Origin of the sequence: Leptolyngbya sp. BC1307 (assembly GCF_002286735.1) — a bacterium.
Taxonomy (GTDB): domain Bacteria; phylum Cyanobacteriota; class Cyanobacteriia; order Phormidesmidales; family Phormidesmidaceae; genus Phormidesmis.
This window is the reverse complement of record NZ_NRTA01000025.1, coordinates 1-17,023: the sequence shown is the minus strand read 5'-3', so window position 1 is coordinate 17,023 and position 17,023 is coordinate 1. Positions and strand designations below refer to the sequence as shown.

Sequence of the window (17,023 nt, the reverse complement as noted above, 5' to 3'; positions counted from 1 at the left end):
TATAAATATGCAGCTACACTAGCGCTAGTTCGCTTGACAGTTTTGCCGGTAGTTTGACTGTCAGTTTGCGCAACGGCTCGTCTCTAAAAAGTTGTTGTCGATTCATCTTCTCAACCTTTGACAATTTATGATTAAGCCTCAGTCAGTCTCTACTGTAGAGAGCGTGGATGAGCCTACTCAGTCGGTAGCCACAGGGGTCTATATCTGCGTCCATGGGCACTTTTATCAGCCGCCTCGGGAAAACCCCTCTCTAGACGCAGTAGGTAGGCAGTCGAGTGCGGCCCCGTTTCATGATTGGAATGAGCGGATTCTACACGAGTCCTACCGGCCCAACGCCTTTGCCCGCATCCTCAACGACCAGGGCGAGGTCGCCAGCATTGTCAACAACTATGAGCACATCAGCTTTAATATTGGCCCGACGTTGATGAGCTGGTTAGAACGCCACGATCTAGAGACCTATCAGCGCATTTTAGAGGCTGACCGGCGCAGCTGCGATCGCCATTCAGGTCACGGCAATGCGATTGCGCAAGCCTATAACCACATCATCTTGCCGCTGGCTAATCACCGCGATAAAGTCACCCAAGTTCGCTGGGGGATCGCTGATTTTCAGCGGCGGTTTGGCCGTGATCCTGAAGGTATGTGGCTGGCTGAAACGGCGGTCGATAACGACAGCCTGACGGTGCTGGTCAGTGAGGGCATTCGGTTTATTGTGCTAGCGCCCTCTCAGGCGGCTCGCTGTCGGCGATTTGGCCGGGCCGATGGCTATGATAACTGGCAGATGGTAGAGCATGGCGAGATCGATCCTAGACGGCCCTACCGCTGCTTTTTGCCAGAGCAGCCCAATGGCCGCAACTATATAGATATTTTCTTTTACGATGGCCCCATCTCTGGCGATATGGGGTTTGACGATATTTTGCATTCCTCGCAGCAGTTTGCTGACCGGCTGAGCCGAGCCGTCAGGCCAGACGCGGGGCAGGATGAGCATTCTCATCAGTCCGAGCACTACAGCGGGGGAGATCAGGAGCGATCGCAGCTCGTCTCCGTCGCCACCGATGGCGAGACCTTTGGCCACCATCGTCAGGGCACCGAAAAGACCCTGGCCTATGCGCTAACACATGAGTTTCCTGCCCGAGGCTGGCAGGTGACCAGCTACGCCCACTATTTGAGTTTGCAACCACCGACTTGGGAGGTGCAGCTCAAACCTGTTACGGCCTGGAGCTGTTCTCACGGCGTAGATCGCTGGCAGCACGACTGTGGCTGCGGTGGTGGCGGTGGCTGGCAGCAGCAGTGGCGTGCTCCCCTTAGAGAAGCTTTAGACTGGCTGCGCGATCGCCTTTGCCGCCTCTATGAAAAGGCCAGTGCCGATCTGCTGATAGACCCTTGGGAAGCTCGCAATGGCTACATCAGCGTAGTGGGAGATCGCAGCGCGCGATCGCTTAACCAATTCTTTGCCGACCACCAGCTGCATCTGCTTACCAGCGCCGAGCGCACAGCCGCCCTCAGACTGCTAGAAATGCAGCGCCATACCCTGCTGATGTACACCAGCTGCGGCTGGTTTTTTGATGAAATCTCACGGCCCGAAGGGACTCAGATTTTGTGCTATGCGGCTCGGGCGATGGAGCTGGCTGAAGCCGTATCGGGGATCAGCCTGGAAGCAGAATTTATTGGCCGACTAGAGCAAGCGCCAAGTAACGTAGATTATTTCAAAACCGGGGCGGGTGTATACCTCAAGCAAGTGCAGCCCGCCAGCGTCAGTCTGGAGCAAGTAGTCGCCCACTATGCGATGGGATCACTGTTTAGCACCTACCGAACTGAGCAGCCCCTCTACTGCTACACGCTGCGCCGCCAGGACTACTATCAGCAGCCTTTAGGAACGCTGACGATGGCTATCGGCCAGGTGCAGGTGATTTCGACGATGACTCAGGATCAGACCACGCTGGCCTTTGCAGTTTTGCACCTGGGCGGCTGGGACTTTCACTGCGGCATTCAGGCATTTCCTAGCCGGGCGGCTTATAGCAAAGCCAAGGCCGCGACCATTGCCGCTTTTACCAGCAACAGCATTGCCCAGAGCGTACTGGCGATCAATCAGCAGTTTGGCCGCACCTATACGCTGCAAGATCTGTTTGCCGAGGAGCGTCAGCGGATTATGCAGCAGCTCAGCCAGGAAACGCTGCAGCGTCTCGATCAGCTTTACGAACAGGTCTATCGGGAAAATTACGGCGTGCTGATGGCTTTTCACCGCGATCGCATTACCGTACCCCAGGCGCTGCAGGTCGCAGCCGATATCACCTTGAGCCACCGGGCGCTGGAGATTATCCGCTCTCTAGAGCAAGACATCACAGAACCTGGCGGTGACCTGCTTAAGATTACCGTCGGTCGCGTTGCTGAGTTAGAGGGCATCGCTACCGAGGCCCATCACTTCCGCTGCGAGCTGAAATTGCCTGGGAGCCAGCCGATCTTAGAGCGACTGATCTGGCAGGGGCTCTCGCAGACGTTACAGATTGCCGCTCCTGACAGACACCGTGAATTAGAAACCGCAGTCGAGGGGCTAGAGCGGCTGATTGTGTTGGGCTACCAGCTCAGATTGCCGCTGGCTCTCTACCGGGTGCAGGAGCTGTACTACGACTTCTTGACTCGCGTTCGGTCCGACCAGGCAAAGATTGCGACCGATCAGACCACGCCCGTTTGGAACTTGCTGATGCGACTGGGCTACGCTCTGCGAATGGATGCTAAAGCCATCGGGTCAGTCTAGTGAGCAAATCAAGTGCCACTTAGCGCCCGCTGTGCCCACTATGCCCATTGACGCACTATTTGCCCATTGACGCACTATTGCTCATTAACGATAGAGTACCCGAGTCGAAAACCCTCTAGCCGTAGCGGCATTGGCTCGGGCTTCGGCTGGGAAGCGATCGCCAAAGCTGCCAATATTAATAAACCGGCCCCGGCGATTGCGATCTACAAAGGCATCAGGGAAGAATTCTCGTACGCTAGCCAGCTGAGATTCGTCGGCGATGACAGCAGCGACATAGGGGTAGTTAGGCGCGACAAACCCCATCCTCTCTAGCGTTGCGCTATCAGCATTGCCGGTAACGTTCAGCCCCTGCACCCGCTGATAGGTGCGCACACCCTGCTGCGTTTCAAACCCATAGACGCCATCTACAAAGACAGGAATGCCAAACCGATTGAGCCGCTGCTGCAAGGCAATCACATCGCTGCCAGTACTGCCGGGCACCAGATTCCCCGATAGCAGAGAAGGCGACTGGCTAGCTGCTGTCGGGGTTGCTACGGCAGTCGGCGTTGCCGCCGGTAAAAAATCAAAGTCCATATCGGCGAGAGTTTCTTCGTCGGCGATGCCCGTCGCTGACAGGCCGCGAATGCGCTGATAAGTCGCTACGGCCTCAACCGTGTCTTGTCCGTATTTGCCATCGACTGCAAATGGGTAGAGTCCGTTGCGGCCTAAAAAGCGCTGCAGGCTGCGAACATCTGTGCCAAAATCGCCCACGCGCAGCGTGCGGCTGCTTAGGGCAACTGCCAGTAGCTGAGGCTGATCTGGCAGCGATCGCCTGACGGCAGTGTGCTCCAAAATCAGTGGGTCTATGGCCTGTTGAGCATCGGCTGACGGGGGGTTGCTAGCCAGCACGGGGAGCTGAGCAATGGCTAGGATGCCGACACCCCAACCCAAACTGCGAACAGCAAACTGCTTCATAGTGACTAAAAGCCTCCATCAGAATTTTAGTCATTATCACCTATTCGCGCGTCAAACTATGGACGTTCTATGCCAGTACGGCTACTGAAGTCGGCCTCAGAGCATAGCCTGCCTGTAACAAATCAGGCGCAGTTGCTATCTTTAGAGTAAGCTGCGGCTTTGTCAGTAGCCTCAAAGGGTGCAGTTGAATAGAGCAACTTTGTCAGCGAACTAACGTTGCCAGCCAGCTTACGAAGATTGGTACGTTCAAGGGCTAATTTCGCAGTATTTTTTTTGCTTAACGCATCTGCTTCAGGAGAGACCATGTTTCGGCCTCAGCTTCGACGCGCCTCAAGACGCTTTTTTATCGGCGATCGCGCCTACCCAGAAATCGAGCGGATCGGCGATCCGCATTCCTGCTGGGATGATGTGTACCATCTGCTGCTGACAATGCCGTGGCCAGCCTTCGCCAGCCTCACTTGCATACTCTACTTATTGGTAAATGCGCTATTTGCCCTGGCTTATAGCATTGGTGGCGGCATTGCTACCGTCGGCGAAAATGAGCCAGGGTATTTTTTAGACCTGTTTTTCTTTAGCGTGCAAACCATGGCCTCTATTGGCTATGGCGCGATGTATCCGACAAACTTGTACGCGCATTCGCTGGTAGTCATCGAAGCGCTGGTAAGCCTGTTTTTTATTGCGACGACAACAGGGCTTGTGTTTGCGCGCTTCTCGCTGCCTACGGCGCGCATTCTCTTTAGCAATGTGGCGGTGATTGCCCCCTTCAATAGCGTGCCGACGCTGATGTTTCGCACGGCCAATAAGCGTAAAAACTACATTTTAGAAGCCCAGCTGTGGGTGACGCTGGTGCGCGATGAATATAGCGACGAGGGTGATTTTATGCGGCGATTTCACGACATTTCGCTCATGCGATCGCACACACCTGTATTCAGCCTATCCTGGACGGCAATGCACCAGATCTTTCCCGGCGGACTGCTCGATGGCGATACGGCTGAGACCCTAAGACGCGATCGCGCTGAAATTATTGTCACGCTCACGGGTCTAGATGAAAGCCTGGCCCAAACCATTCACGCCCGCCATACCTTCACCGCCGAAGACATTTACTGGGGCTACCGCTTTGCCGACATTTTGCTGACTGGCTCCCACGGCAGGCGCGTTATCGACTTCAACGTTACACCTACTAGCGAAGCGAGCCCTCTCCTGTAGACTCAAACGGTAGTTAGTCTCTTAAATTCCTTTAAGAAAAGCAAGTTTATGGGAGGAGTATCGATGATGAACTGGATCCTAGTCCAGCAAACGCCTTTGGGCAATAATCCCTCTCTAGAGAGCCAGGCGACAGGCCCCGTTCCGGAAATAGTCATTATCTTAATCGTGCTGCTCATGATTGCAACGGTTGTGGCCCTTGTGACCCAGCGACTGCGAATTCCCTATGTGGCAGGGTTGGTTCTAGCCGGTTTACCCATTACAACAGACCTGCTATCACGCCAACTTGGGTTAGACCCGTCTCTGGTGTTAAATCTCTTCCTTCCTATTTTAATTTTTGAAGCCGCAATCAATACTGATATCAGCCGTCTTCGCAGCACCTTTAAGCCGATCGCGCTTCTAGCAAGTCTAGGCTCAATCCTTTCCGCAGCAATTATCGCGGCTCTAGTCAAGTTTGGGCTAGGAATAGCCTGGATTCCCGCGTTGTTAATCGGAGTTATTCTGGCAAGTACAGATACTGTTTCAATGATTGCCGTCTTTAAAGACATCCGTGTACCCTCTCGTTTATCCACTATTGTCGAGGGAGAAACTCTGTTCAATGATGCCGCTGCGCTGGTTTCTTTCAATTTAATTTTGATTGTTTATGCAACAGGGTCTCTCACTGTCGCAGAAGGAGTAAAGGAGCTACTGACAGTCGCTTTAGGGGGAGGACTGGTGGGGGCCATCTCAGGCTACTTGAGTTTGCCAATATTTATCCGTCTTCATGACCCTTTGAGTAGTCTGTTGCTGACGGTTGCCTTAGCACTAGGAACATTTCAGGTCGGCCAGTTTTTAGGGGTGTCAGGGGCGGTGGCTGTCGTCATTGCTGGACTCATTTTTGGCAATCTTGGGCTTCCTCGTAGTTCCTCGGCTTCCGATCACATTACTTTAGTAAGTTTTTGGGATTATGCTGGCTTCGGGGTCAACACGTTCATTTTCCTGTTAATCGGTATCGAGATTAATCCAGTTATGCTGTGGGGCAGTTTGCCATCTATCTTGCTGGTTATTCTGGCGTGTCAATTGGGACGAGCGCTCTCTGTTTACTCCTTGTTAGCAGGGTTACAATTCTTTGATCGCCCCGTTCCTTTGCGCTGGCAGCATGTTTTGTTTCTAGGAAATATAAAAGGCTCTTTGTCCATGGCCTTAGCGCTCAGTATTCCGCTGGCCTTGCCTGGACGGAATGACATCATTGAACTGGTTTTTGGCACAGTTCTGTTCTCTCTAGTAGGACAAGGATTAAGTTTGCCCTGGTTGATAAAACGGCTAAAAATCAGCCGCGTTTCAGAGGTGACGGAACAATCAGGGAAGCTACAGGTTCAGTTGATTGCAGCAAAGGCAGCTCAAGACGAACTGGATAGTTTACTAAAATCGGGCGTACTCCCAAAGGCTATTTATGAGGAACTATGGGCTTCCTATCAAGCACGAGTGGCTGAGTCTGAAAGGGTGCTGCGTGATTTTTATAATCAATATCGAGCAGGACAACTGAAAAGCGATCGTAGCGGGCTAGAAGCAATTCGACGGCGATTGCTTCTAGCAGAAAAGGGAGCCATGAACGATGCGCTCCGCAAACGCATTGTTCCAGAAGATCTGGTGCAGCCTTACATCAAAGATTTGGATGAGAAACTTCTATCGTTGGAAGATGACTAGCGTGAATGCCCATGTAATCAATAACTTGATGGACTAGTTCAGGGCGAGTGACAACTAGAATAGTCGAGTTAGCTTCAAGCACGGTGCTACCATTGGGAATCTCTAGGTTGGCACAAACATGGCATTGATAGCCAATGATCAGAGAACTGTTGGGGAAACGCGGGTCTTGAGAAATCTGGGCAACGGTGCGACCTGCTACATAGCAATCGCCAGGGACAGGGAGTTTTAGCACTTCCACTTGCCCTTGCTCAAAGTGCATCATTGACTCAACTTCGGGGTATTCAATGGCATTTGCCATGGTTGTGACCGCTAAGTCAACTGTGTTGATGATGTGGCTAGCTTGAGCCAAACGATAGGCTTCTATAAATTCACGATTGCGCATCCGCACAACAATATGAGAAATACCATAGCTTCTAGATAAGGTAGTCAATGCCAGATTTAACGCATCATTTCTCAGAGTTGCAACAACCGCATCGGCTTGGCGAATGCCTGCTTCAAGAAGAACCGTAGTGCTAACTGCACTACCCTCAAATGCCATCACTCCGATTTTTTCGCGTGCAAAGCGACAGGCGAGCGGGTCTATATCAATGATTGCAACCGTATGATCGAGTTTTAATAACTGCTGAGCTAAACCCAATCCCATCAGTCCAGCCCCGCCAATTAAAATATACATACCTGACTATCAACCTCAGAACAAACATCACAGATTTATCACTATAAGCATTCCAAATAGTTAAGGGTGCTTATAAATAAGGATTGAGGGCGCTTTTAACTACTAAATTGGCTTTCTTAACTAGTGTGACATTAATTGACTCACGCCCCAATTCTTGCAAGATTGGGCCATAACGCTGAAAGTGTGTTGTGACGGATAGGTTATAACCCGATTAACTGACAAAAGTTTAGTCCGCTAGTCGCTATCTAGGTCGCATCTGGCTTACAGGAGCAGATATGCCCCCTTCTATGTCCACCGCATCTGCTTTTTCTGACCATCCGCTTGCTAGTCACCTGCTTGATAGTAGGCCCGAACAAGCAGGTAGCTGTTCGGGCCTTAGTTTTTTCAGCAACCTTTCTTGTTCAGGGTTGGTTTTCTGGGTGTCCAGAAAGAACGTCAGCGACTCAGCGACTCTATTCCACTTTTGCAATACAGCCCTCAGACAAACTCTGCAAAGCCACTATCAAGCAGTCGTTGAAAGGGCATTGTCAAGTTAAGCCTGACTAGTAAATTTTAACTCAATATTATTCACCCGTTTAGTAAGTCGCGTCAGTCACCGGGTACTAGCGAACTGAGCAGCGGCCTGGGTATGGGAAATGGCAAAGTTCACGATCACGCCCAGATAGACGAAAGCCATAGATAGTTGAAGCACAAAGCGACAGCGATTGCCTGTCGCTTTGCCGGGTTGATAAGCACTGGCCCAATGATTGACAACATCTATACACCGCGACAGACTCTAACGCCAAAGAGTTTTTGTTAAGAAAGCATAAGCGGCTTCGAGCCTGCTCTTCTCTACGCTTAGGAAGCTCTGCTATGCAAACTTACGACGTTGTCATTATCGGGGCCGGGCACAATGGCCTGGTCTGCGCGGCCTATCTGCTAAAGGCGGGCTATACGGTTGCCCTGCTCGAAAAGCGATCAATTCCAGGCGGTGCGGCCACGACTGAAGAAACGCTGCCTGAAGCAGCCCCTGGATTTAAATTCAACCGCTGCGCAATTGACCATGAATTTATTCACTTAGGCCCTGTCGTCGAAGAGCTAGAGCTGGAGAAGTACGGCTTAGAGTACCTGTTTTGTGACCCTACCGTATTCTGCCCGCATCCCGACGGTAAATACTTTTTAGCTCACCGTTCACTCGAAAAAACCTGCGCAGAAATTGCCCAGTTTAACCGTCGCGATGCTCAGAAGTACGAAGAATTTATTGACTTTTGGCAGCGCTTTACCAAGGCGATTCAGCCCGTATTCAACGCGCCGCCTCAGGCCATCTTCGATATCTTGGGCAACTACGACGTTAAGAGCATTCAAAATCTACTGAGCATTCTGGGCGGACCTCACAAATCGCTCGACCTGATTCGGACGATGTTGACTAGCCCAAAAGACCTGTTAGAGGAATATTTTGACTCTGAATTCATCAGAGCACCACTTGCCCGGCTGGCCTCCGAATTTGGCGCGCCCCCTTCGCAAAAGACTATTTCAGTAGGCGGCATGATGATGTCGATGCGGCACAATCCGGGTATGGCCAGGCCACGAGGCGGTACCGGGGCGCTGGTACAGTCCCTTTTAAACCTGGTGAAGGCCAAAGGCGGCGTTGTCCTTACCGATCAAAATGTGAAGCGGGTACTGGTTGACAACAAACGCGCCGTTGGCGTTGAGGTAGAAGGCGGCACCGAATACCGGGCCAAGCTAGGCGTGATTTCTAATATTGACGCTAAGCGAGTGTTTTTGCAGTTAATGGATGCAGGTGATGTGGCCGCTGTCGATAAAGACCTGAGAGAGCGCCTAGACAGAAGGATTGTCAATAATAACGAAACCATCTTGAGAATTGACTGCGCCCTCTCAGAAGCGCCGCGCTTTGAGCATCACAACCATAGAGATGAGTATTTGATTGGCTCTGTGCTGATTGCCGACTCGGTACGACAGGTCGAAATCGCCCACCAAGAACCTGCCATCGGCAATATTCCGCTCGACGACCCTTCTTTTTATGCGGTGGTGCCCACTGTGCGCGACCCAAGTATGGCCCCTGAGGGCAAGCACACGCTCTGGGTGGAGTTTTTTGCGCCTTATCAGATCCATGGCGCTGAGGGGACAGGCTATGCGGGCACCGGCTGGACCGATGAGCTGAAGAATAAAGTTGCTGATCGGGTCATGGATAAGTTTGCGGACTATGCGCCGAATATCAAGCAGTCAATCATCGCTAGAAATGTGGAGAGTCCGGCTGAGCTAGGCGATCGCCTCGGCGCTTATAAGGGCAACTACTACCACGTCGATATGACGCTCGACCAAATGGTATTTTTCCGGCCGCTGCCAGAGATTGCCAACTACACAACGCCTATCGACGGACTCTTTCTAACCGGGGCAGGCACCCATCCTGGCGGCGCTATTTCTGGTATGCCAGGCCGTAACTGCGCTCGCACTTTTCTAAATGTGCAGCGGCCTATTCTTAACCGACTGCAGGAGCTGGGGAAACCGTTTTTTGGTTAAGAGGAGGTAGGAGACAGGAAGCAGGAGGCACATTTCTGGGTACTGTCTCCTGTTGACTACCTCCCTCCTGTTAAGGTCTCACTTACAATTGTGTCAATCTGCTGAATATTTGACTAAGTGATCCCTTTTCTTCGGTAGGATTGGCTTTACGGTTGAGTAGCACAGGCAGCAGATGATAAAGATTCAGCAGGCTCTCAGAGGCAGTTGGGCAGCGATAAGGCACCTGGCTCAGGCGCGGCGTCTCTGGCAAATCGTGACCATCTTGATAGTGGTGTTAGGGCTGACGTTTGGCGCGGTTAATGACGGCCAAGCTGCCTACGCTACCAATTTTGATCGCAAGAACTTGCGGCAGCAGGATTTTTCAGGACAGGACCTCACTGACAACGACTACACCCGCGCTGACCTGACAGAAGCAGATCTAAGCCACACAAACCTACAGGGGGTGCGGCTGTTTACTACTCACCTCGACCGGGCGAACTTAGAAGGGGCCAATCTTAGAGGTGCGACTTTAGACGGTGCGACGCTGATTAAAGCTAATCTCAAAGATGCCGTTCTAGAAGGGGCTTACGTTATCAGCGCTAATTTTCGTGATGCCAATGTAGAAGGGGCTGACTTTACAGACGTACTGTTTGACCCTCGAGTTAACAACATGCTGTGTGAAGTCGCGAGTGGGACTAACCCAGTCACAGGTCGAGACACCCGCGAGACGCTGTATTGTCCTTAAGCTGCATTGTCCTGAGTGGGATTAAGACAGGTAGCCGTGCTCTGCAAAGAATGCCATAGACAGTTCTTCTGAGGGTTCGCCAATGCCGTCTTGAAGATGATGGGGGCTGAGAGTGCGATCGCCCATAAATTTCTCCACATACTTACCCAGCACATCGCCCTCCAGATTCACCCAGTCACCAGGACGCAAGTACGGCAAATTAGTCTCGGCATAGGTAACCGGGATCACAGCGGTAGAGAACCAGTCACCCGAGGGGCTGCATGCGGCGACCGTCAGGCTGATGCCATTAACGGCCACACTGCCCTTGTTGACAATGTATCGAGCCACCAGCGGGCTGACTTGCTTGAAGCTAATCTCCCAGGCATTAGCCACCCGCTCAGCGCGGTCTAGCTGGCCGATGCCGTCTACATGACCCGTGACAAAATGGCCACCGATTTTGCTGCCAACCCGCAGCGAAGGCTCTAAGTTGACTTTGCCGTTATCCAGCACCTTGCCCAGCGTTGATTTATCTAAGGTTTCGGGAGAAGCTGAGGCGATGAATCCCTGGGGGAGTATTTTCTCAACCGTCAGGCAAACGCCGTCAACTGCGATGCTGTCGCCCAAAGCGATCCCGACTAAAATCGGGGCGTTAGCCGTAGGGCAGGTAATCTTTAACTGGTATTGACCCAGGTGCTGCAATTGACCCAGACTTTGAACTAACCCTGTAAACACGATAAATAACTACTCAATTTGTTCGGTCGGTTGGTAGCGTTACGAATGTCTGGTCTTCGATAAAGATTTTTTATCTTACGCTGAATTCTGACAAAAATCGCTTTAGCCTAGACTATATAAAATGCTGCCTGTGGCTTTAAATACCAACACCGCAACCAAGCGCCATACCGGCTCCTAGCTTAGCTGTGTTGACACTGAATTAACAGATACGGATTTAAAGGTTACCTGAAAGTAAGATTATTGGTAGGGCTTTTGAGCATAGAGGAGGCAGGTCTGCTGAGTATGCGTCTGTTTAGTGAAGGTTTCTCTGGCGAATCTAAGGGGCTAGGCAATGATTGAGATGACTGTGGCTGGGATTGCCGTCGATGCGGGAAGTCGTAATCCAATCGTTTTGCTGCGGGATGGTTCGCAGCGGCGGCAGCTACCTATTTTTATTTCCCCAGAGCAGGCTCGGGCGATTAACTCGGTGCTAGAGGGGGAAACGCCGACTCGCCCCATGACTCACGATCTCCTGGTCAACCTGCTAACGGCCTGGGATATGACCTTGCAAAGGGTCGTTATTCACGCGCTGCGAGACAATACCTTTTACGCGGTGATGACCGTTGGCAGAGGCAAGAAGAAGAAGGAGCTAGACGCCCGGCCTAGTGATGCCATTTCGGTGGCGCTGCGGGTGAATGCACCGATCTGGGTAATGGAGGAGGTGGTGGTCGATGCGGCGATGCCGGTCGATCAGGAGGCCGACGCCGCCGAAAAAGAAGCCTTTCACGCTTTTCTTTCTGATATTAGCCCCGCCGACTTTGCCGAGCGGGGCCATTCTATATAAAAAAGCCGATGCGCGATTTTCCAAGGGAGAGGCTTCGCCAACGCCGATTTGGCAAAACTGAGCTGCGGCTGTCTGTCTTTTCTCTGGGCACGATGCGATTTGCTTCAGCGGCAGCGGCAGCGGATGTGCTGAAGGCAGCCATTTCGCAGGGCATCAACCACGTAGAGACCGCACCTGCCTATGGTGACAGTGAGTCATATATGGGCCGGGCGATCGCTGCTCATGATCGCCGTCGGCTAGTCATCACCAGCAAGCTCACCCCGACGCTCACTGCCGACCAGGTTGACAGAGCGATAGACGGTTCCCTCTCTCGCTTAGGCGTTGGCTACCTGGACTGTCTGGCGATTCACGGCATCAATACGGCGGCTCATCTGGAGTGGGCGCGATCGCATATGTTGGGGGCGATCGCTCGCGCTCAGGCTGACGGTCGTATTCGGCATCTAGGCTTTTCGACCCACGGGCCGCTGGACGTGATTCAAGCGGCGATCGCCACTCAAGCCTTTGCCTTTGTCAATTTGCACTACAGCTATTTCTTTCAGCGTAATGCCTCAGCAATAGAGCAGGCCCACCAGCAAGATATGGGCGTTTTTATCATCTCCCCAGCCGATAAAGCTGGGATGCTCTACACTCCGCCTGAGAAGCTAAAAGCGCTGTGTGCGCCTTTTGACCCGCTGCTGCTAAATTACCGCTGGCTGCTGAGTGACCCGCGCATTACTACGCTCAGCGTTGGCCCAGCAATCCCTTCAGAGCTAGACTGGCCGCTGACAGTAGCCGGTAATGATGGGCCGCTGAGTACCGCCGAGCGGCAGGCGATTGAACGGTTAGATCACAGCCAGCGAGAGGCGTTGGGAAGCGATCGCTGCGCTCAGTGTCACCAATGCCTGCCCTGCCCCGAAGTCATCAACATTCCAGAAGTGCTGCGGCTGCGCAACCTGGCGGTGGCCTATGACATGAGCGCCTTTGGCCAGTATCGTTACGGCATGTTTGAAAAGGCGGGGCATTGGTTTCCGGGTCGGCGGGGCGATCGCTGCACCGACTGCGGCGACTGCTTGCCGCGCTGCCCCGAGCAGCTAGATATTCCCGCCCTGCTGCGAGACACTCACCAACGCCTGCAAGGAAAGCCGAGAAGACGCCTCTGGGAAGAGACCGATTAGCCAGATAGTCTTAGCCAGATAGTCACTCGTCAGATTGGACTAAAATGATAGAAATTTCTTTTCGTCGCTCCGTGCCTCTTCATCGCTCCGTGCCTCTTCATCGCTCCGTGCCCTTATGGTTAGCGCAACGCCCCTTGTCTCGCAGCCTCTCCCTCAGCCTGTCGGCGAAAAACGCTTCGTCTTTCGCTCGCTCGACTGGCAGCGCTATCAAACGCTGCGAAAAACGCTCAGCCACGACCGCAACATCCGTTTTGCCTACGCTCAAGGAACGCTAGAAGTTACAATGCCGCTTGAGATTCACGAGTTCTCAGCGAGACTGATCGAGCTGTTCATTCGGATTTTGGTGATGGAATCTGGCAGGGATCTCAAAACAATGGGCTCTACCACACTGAACCGAGAAACTTTAGATAGGTCGGCTGAGCCAGACAACGCTTACTACATTCAAAATCAGCCGTTGGTAGCTGGACGCGACGTCGATTTTGACCAAGACCCACCGCCTGACCTGGTTGTAGAAGTTGATATTACTCACACCGATATTGATAAGCTGCGACTTTATGCAGCGCTGGGCGTTCCAGAATTTTGGCGGTACAACGGTAAAACCTGGCGGGTTTATTGTTTGCAGAATGATAATTACGAGGAAGTGGCTGTGAGCCCTACCTTTGCAACCGTGCCAAAGGCAAAGCTGTATGAGTTTTTGGCAGCAGCTCGTCAGAGTGAAATGCAGGCAGAACGGGATTTGCGGGAATGGGTACGGTCTGCAACTGATTAGCAGGCGGGTAATCGCTGAAGCTTAGGAATTTCCTACCATCGCTGTATAATCGAGCTTGCAGCGCCGAAAACCTGGGTCGTACAGGTGATCGCCTGCATAAACTACAGATTTTTTTCTACCTAATAGCGGTATCATCTACCTTTTGAGTACGCTATGATACTTTTGCTTTCTGAGTGTCAGCTTGAATGTAATCCTTTTTAACTATCGTCATGAGAGATGAGTCTGTAAGCATGAAAAAAATATCAAACGTATATTAAAAGCAGAACCATCAACATTAGCTAGACCTAGATCCAAGACAACCATCGAGACAACTATATGACTGCTATTCAAACCCAGCGCCCGGCTGATTCGACTACTGCCTCTGACGACCGTGTAGCCGTCCTACTCATGGGCTATGGTGAAGTCGAAAGCTACGAAGACTTTGCCAACTACAATGAGCAAGCGCTGAACCTGCTGACGGCAAAATTTGCCCCGGTGCCGACCTGGATATATCCGCCGCTGGCCAAGCTGCTAGCCGTCTTTGATCTGCATGAGTGGAGCCACCAGCACGACCAGTTTATCTCTCCTCACAACGCCATCTTTGAGGGGCAGCGGGCAGGCGTAGAAGAATGTTTGCAGCAGCGCTGGGGCGATCGCGTCAAAGTATTCAAAGCCTTTAACTTCTGTGCGCCGCATCTGCCCGAACAGGTGCTCACTACGATCAAGGCAGAAGGCTTTAGCAAACTGCTGATCTATCCGCTGCTGGTAGTCGATTCTATCTTTACTAGCGGCATCGCCGTTGAGCAGGTGAACGACGCGCTGACCAAGCTCGCAGGCAGCGGTGAGCACTGGTTGAAAGGCACTCGCTATATTCCTTCTTTTTACAATCGCGATCGCTACATCAGCCTGCTAGCTGACATGGTTGAAGAAAAAATCGAAAAGCAGCTGGCAGTGGCTCATTTACCGTCGCAAACGGGCATTGTGCTGATGAACCACGGCTGTCCTCACAAGGCCAAGGGCTTCACCTCCGGCATCGACGAGAGCCAGAAGCTCTACGACGCGGTGCGCGAAAAGCTCACCTACAAGTATCCGCTAATCTCCATCGGCTGGCTCAACCACGATACGCCGCTGATTGAGTGGACTCAGCCCAATGTGACGCTAGCCGGTAAAAATTTGATTGACCTGGGCGCGACTTCGCTGGTATTTATGCCTATTGGCTTTGCCACCGAAAATCACGAGACCCTGCTAGATGTTGATCACATCATTCATCAGCTGCGACGCAAGCACCCTGAAGTCACTTACGTGCAAATGGACTGTGTCAACGACCATCCCAAATTTATGCAGATGGTCGCAGACTGGGCCGATAGCCATATTCAGGCGCTTTTAGACGCTGAGCCGATGACGGTGAATCCGCAGCTCAGAGGCGCTGAGCCCGCTGATCACGACCACGCGCATTCGCATTCTCACCACCATGCAGGGCACAGTCATGGGGAGCACAGTCATGGGGAGCACAGTCATGCCGGTCATAGCCACGAGGCTAACGGGCATCACGCCGAAAAGAGTCATGCTCATGCGGCAGCAGAACCTAGCCATCGTCACTAAAGGCGATCTCTGTTCATAACCGATATCCTAAGAAAAGGCTTGCTAGGTCGCTAACCGGCAAGCCTTTCTAATTCGTGCGTTTATCTCTCATGCGTTTGCCTTTTTTCGGTCGGATCAAGCGTCCTTTGCCCTGGCTAATCGGTTTGGGATTGATCGGCTTAGCCGCTGCCGGCGCGATCGCCTTCACCCTCTCTCGTCGTGGCCCCAACTATGACCTGGAAGCTCTGACTGTCCCGGTTGCCTCTACTGAACTCACTGTTCGGATTACCGCTAGCGGCAGGGTTGAGCCCGAACGGACTGTCAACCTCAGTCCCAAGTCGGCAGGGACTGTTCGAGAACTCTATGTGGAGCAGGGCGATCTCGTCACCCGGGGCCAGCTAATTGCCCAGATGAATCGCGAACAAGTTGACGCTCAGCTAACCCAGAGTCGAGCTGGCGTCGCCGAAGCCCAGGCTCAACTTGACGAAGCGAGAAGAGGGGCTTCCACCACTGATATTGCTCAGGCCGAAGCCTCCGTCTCGGCAACTCGCGCTCAGCTTGACGATGCCCGGGCCCGCCTTTCCCTTTCCCAAGCAGACAATGCTCGCAGCCAGAGCCTCTTCGACCGGGGGGCAATTTCTCGCAGTGAACTAGACAGTGCTCTGAGCGATCGCCGCAGTGCCCAGGCCGGGGTTGATCAGGCGATCGCCCGCCTTGCCGAAGCCGAGCAGCGCCTGATCGATCAACAAAACGGCAGCGATGTCGAAACCATTGCCCAGGCCGAAGCCCGATTACGCAATGCCCAGGGCCAGCTAGCGGCGGTGCAGTCTCAGCTCGATGACACTCAAATTCGCGCCCCGTTTGACGGTATTGTCACCCAGCGATTTGCTTCTGAGGGCGCCTTTGTGACGCCGACGGCCACCGCTTCAGAGGTAACTTCTGCCACTTCGACAGCGATTGTCGCGATCGCCAGCGGTCTAGAAGTGGTTGCCGAAGTTCCTGAGGCCGATATCAGCCGCATAAAAGTTGGTCAGGCTGTCGAAATTCAGGCCGATGCTTTTCCAGAAGAGACCTTTAAAGGAGAAGTGCAGCTGATTGCGCCAGAAGCGATTGAACGACAAAACGTCACTGTTTTTCAAGTGCGGATCGAGCTACTGACGGGCACCGATCAGCTACGCTCGAATATGAATACCACTGTTGCCTTTATTGGTGAGCAGCTAGCCGATGCGCTTGTCGTACCCGCAGTCGCCATTATCACTCAGGGCGGAGAGACGGGCGTGCTTGTACCGGGAGAATCTGGACAGGCGCAGCTCGAACCGGTGGTTTTAGGATCTCAGGTGGGCGATCGCATTCAGGTGCTCGATGGGTTAGCGGCAGGCGATCGCGTCTTTATTGACCAGCAATTCCAAATTCCAAGATACGGACAAGCTCATCAGCGCTTCGTAGCTGATGAGCCATCAGCGAGGACAGCAATCAAGAAGTGTTTCTCATCTG

General features: G+C 52.7%; 14 protein-coding genes. 10 read left to right on the top strand and 4 right to left on the bottom strand.

Annotated features, from left to right (window positions below; translation table 11 throughout):
* Nucleotides 1-127: 127 nt before the first annotated feature.
* Nucleotides 128-2,752: a DUF3536 domain-containing protein gene (locus CKL79_RS13995; protein ID WP_121970200.1), complete on the top strand. Its 2,625-nt coding sequence runs from the start codon at nt 128-130 to the stop codon at nt 2,750-2,752.
* Between the two features lie 84 nt (nt 2,753-2,836).
* Here CKL79_RS13995 and CKL79_RS13990 read toward each other — a convergent pair whose 3' ends face one another.
* Entirely contained in the window at nt 2,837-3,706 is an 870-nt protein-coding gene (locus CKL79_RS13990; protein WP_121970199.1) for a peptidoglycan-binding protein, read from the bottom strand.
* Nucleotides 3,707-3,828: 122 nt separating this feature from the next.
* Nucleotides 3,829-4,011, bottom strand: coding sequence for a hypothetical protein (locus CKL79_RS13985; protein ID WP_121970198.1), 183 nt, complete (start codon nt 4,009-4,011; stop codon nt 3,829-3,831).
* Here CKL79_RS13985 and CKL79_RS13980 point away from each other — a divergent pair.
* Nucleotides 4,010-4,912 carry an ion channel gene (locus tag CKL79_RS13980; RefSeq protein WP_121970197.1) on the top strand — a complete coding sequence of 301 codons (903 nt, stop codon included), beginning with the start codon at nt 4,010-4,012 and terminating at the stop codon, nt 4,910-4,912. The genes CKL79_RS13985 and CKL79_RS13980 overlap by 2 nt on opposite strands.
* Nucleotides 4,913-4,960: 48 nt before the next feature.
* The gene (locus tag CKL79_RS13975; protein WP_121970196.1) at nt 4,961-6,595 is read left to right on the top strand and encodes a sodium:proton antiporter; all 1,635 of its coding nucleotides are present in this window, start codon (nt 4,961-4,963) and stop codon (nt 6,593-6,595) included.
* Here CKL79_RS13975 and CKL79_RS13970 read toward each other — a convergent pair.
* Nucleotides 6,552-7,268, bottom strand: a complete 717-nt coding sequence (locus tag CKL79_RS13970) for a TrkA family potassium uptake protein (RefSeq protein ID WP_121970195.1) — start codon at nt 7,266-7,268, stop codon at nt 6,552-6,554. The two genes, CKL79_RS13975 and CKL79_RS13970, sit on opposite strands and share 44 nt — an antisense overlap.
* A gap of 852 nt (nt 7,269-8,120) precedes the next feature.
* Between CKL79_RS13970 and crtO the strand changes: the two genes are divergently transcribed.
* Together crtO and CKL79_RS13960 are read left to right on the top strand one after the other, a co-directional pair.
* On the top strand, nt 8,121-9,788 hold the full coding sequence (gene crtO, locus CKL79_RS13965; protein ID WP_121970194.1) for a beta-carotene ketolase CrtO: 1,668 nt from the start codon (nt 8,121-8,123) through the stop codon (nt 9,786-9,788).
* Nucleotides 9,789-10,041: 253 nt separating this feature from the next.
* The gene (locus CKL79_RS13960) at nt 10,042-10,512 is read left to right on the top strand and encodes a pentapeptide repeat-containing protein (RefSeq protein ID WP_240518861.1); all 471 of its coding nucleotides are present in this window, start codon (nt 10,042-10,044) and stop codon (nt 10,510-10,512) included.
* Between the two features lie 21 nt (nt 10,513-10,533).
* Here CKL79_RS13960 and ribE read toward each other — a convergent pair whose 3' ends face one another.
* Complete coding sequence (gene ribE / locus CKL79_RS13955; protein WP_121970192.1) at nt 10,534-11,223, bottom strand: riboflavin synthase; 690 nt, start codon at nt 11,221-11,223, stop codon at nt 10,534-10,536.
* A 331-nt stretch (nt 11,224-11,554) separates the two neighbouring features.
* Here ribE and CKL79_RS13950 point away from each other — a divergent pair, with 331 nt between their 5' ends.
* The 5 genes from CKL79_RS13950 to CKL79_RS13930 form a co-directional block, all read left to right on the top strand.
* Nucleotides 11,555-12,046 carry a bifunctional nuclease family protein gene (locus tag CKL79_RS13950; RefSeq protein WP_121970191.1) on the top strand — a complete coding sequence of 164 codons (492 nt, stop codon included), beginning with the start codon at nt 11,555-11,557 and terminating at the stop codon, nt 12,044-12,046.
* 8 nt (nt 12,047-12,054) lie between these two features.
* Nucleotides 12,055-13,200 carry an aldo/keto reductase gene (locus tag CKL79_RS13945; protein WP_121970190.1) on the top strand — a complete coding sequence of 382 codons (1,146 nt, stop codon included), beginning with the start codon at nt 12,055-12,057 and terminating at the stop codon, nt 13,198-13,200.
* A 115-nt stretch (nt 13,201-13,315) separates the two neighbouring features.
* Nucleotides 13,316-13,969: a Uma2 family endonuclease gene (locus CKL79_RS13940; RefSeq protein ID WP_121970189.1), complete on the top strand. Its 654-nt coding sequence runs from the start codon at nt 13,316-13,318 to the stop codon at nt 13,967-13,969.
* A gap of 315 nt (nt 13,970-14,284) precedes the next feature.
* Nucleotides 14,285-15,550: a ferrochelatase gene (locus CKL79_RS13935; protein WP_121970188.1), complete on the top strand. Its 1,266-nt coding sequence runs from the start codon at nt 14,285-14,287 to the stop codon at nt 15,548-15,550.
* 89 nt (nt 15,551-15,639) lie between these two features.
* Nucleotides 15,640-17,023: efflux RND transporter periplasmic adaptor subunit (locus tag CKL79_RS13930; protein WP_170944063.1), on the top strand; the 1,384-nt coding region annotated here is incomplete at its 3' end.

Bases quoted from the DNA above. Each gene is read 5' to 3' on its own strand.
- CKL79_RS13995 (WP_121970200.1), top strand. From the start codon at position 128: ATGATTAAGCCTCAGTCAGTCTCTACTGTAGAGAGCGTGGATGAGCCT.
- CKL79_RS13990 (WP_121970199.1), bottom strand. From the start codon at position 3,706: ATGAAGCAGTTTGCTGTTCGCAGTTTGGGTTGGGGTGTCGGCATCCTA.
- CKL79_RS13980 (WP_121970197.1), top strand. From the start codon at position 4,010: ATGTTTCGGCCTCAGCTTCGACGCGCCTCAAGACGCTTTTTTATCGGC.
- CKL79_RS13985 (WP_121970198.1), bottom strand. From the start codon at position 4,011: ATGGTCTCTCCTGAAGCAGATGCGTTAAGCAAAAAAAATACTGCGAAA.
- CKL79_RS13975 (WP_121970196.1), top strand. From the start codon at position 4,961: ATGGGAGGAGTATCGATGATGAACTGGATCCTAGTCCAGCAAACGCCT.
- CKL79_RS13970 (WP_121970195.1), bottom strand. From the start codon at position 7,268: ATGTATATTTTAATTGGCGGGGCTGGACTGATGGGATTGGGTTTAGCT.
- crtO (WP_121970194.1), top strand. From the start codon at position 8,121: ATGCAAACTTACGACGTTGTCATTATCGGGGCCGGGCACAATGGCCTG.
- CKL79_RS13950 (WP_121970191.1), top strand. From the start codon at position 11,555: ATGATTGAGATGACTGTGGCTGGGATTGCCGTCGATGCGGGAAGTCGT.
- CKL79_RS13945 (WP_121970190.1), top strand. From the start codon at position 12,055: ATGCGCGATTTTCCAAGGGAGAGGCTTCGCCAACGCCGATTTGGCAAA.
- CKL79_RS13940 (WP_121970189.1), top strand. From the start codon at position 13,316: ATGGTTAGCGCAACGCCCCTTGTCTCGCAGCCTCTCCCTCAGCCTGTC.
- CKL79_RS13935 (WP_121970188.1), top strand. From the start codon at position 14,285: ATGACTGCTATTCAAACCCAGCGCCCGGCTGATTCGACTACTGCCTCT.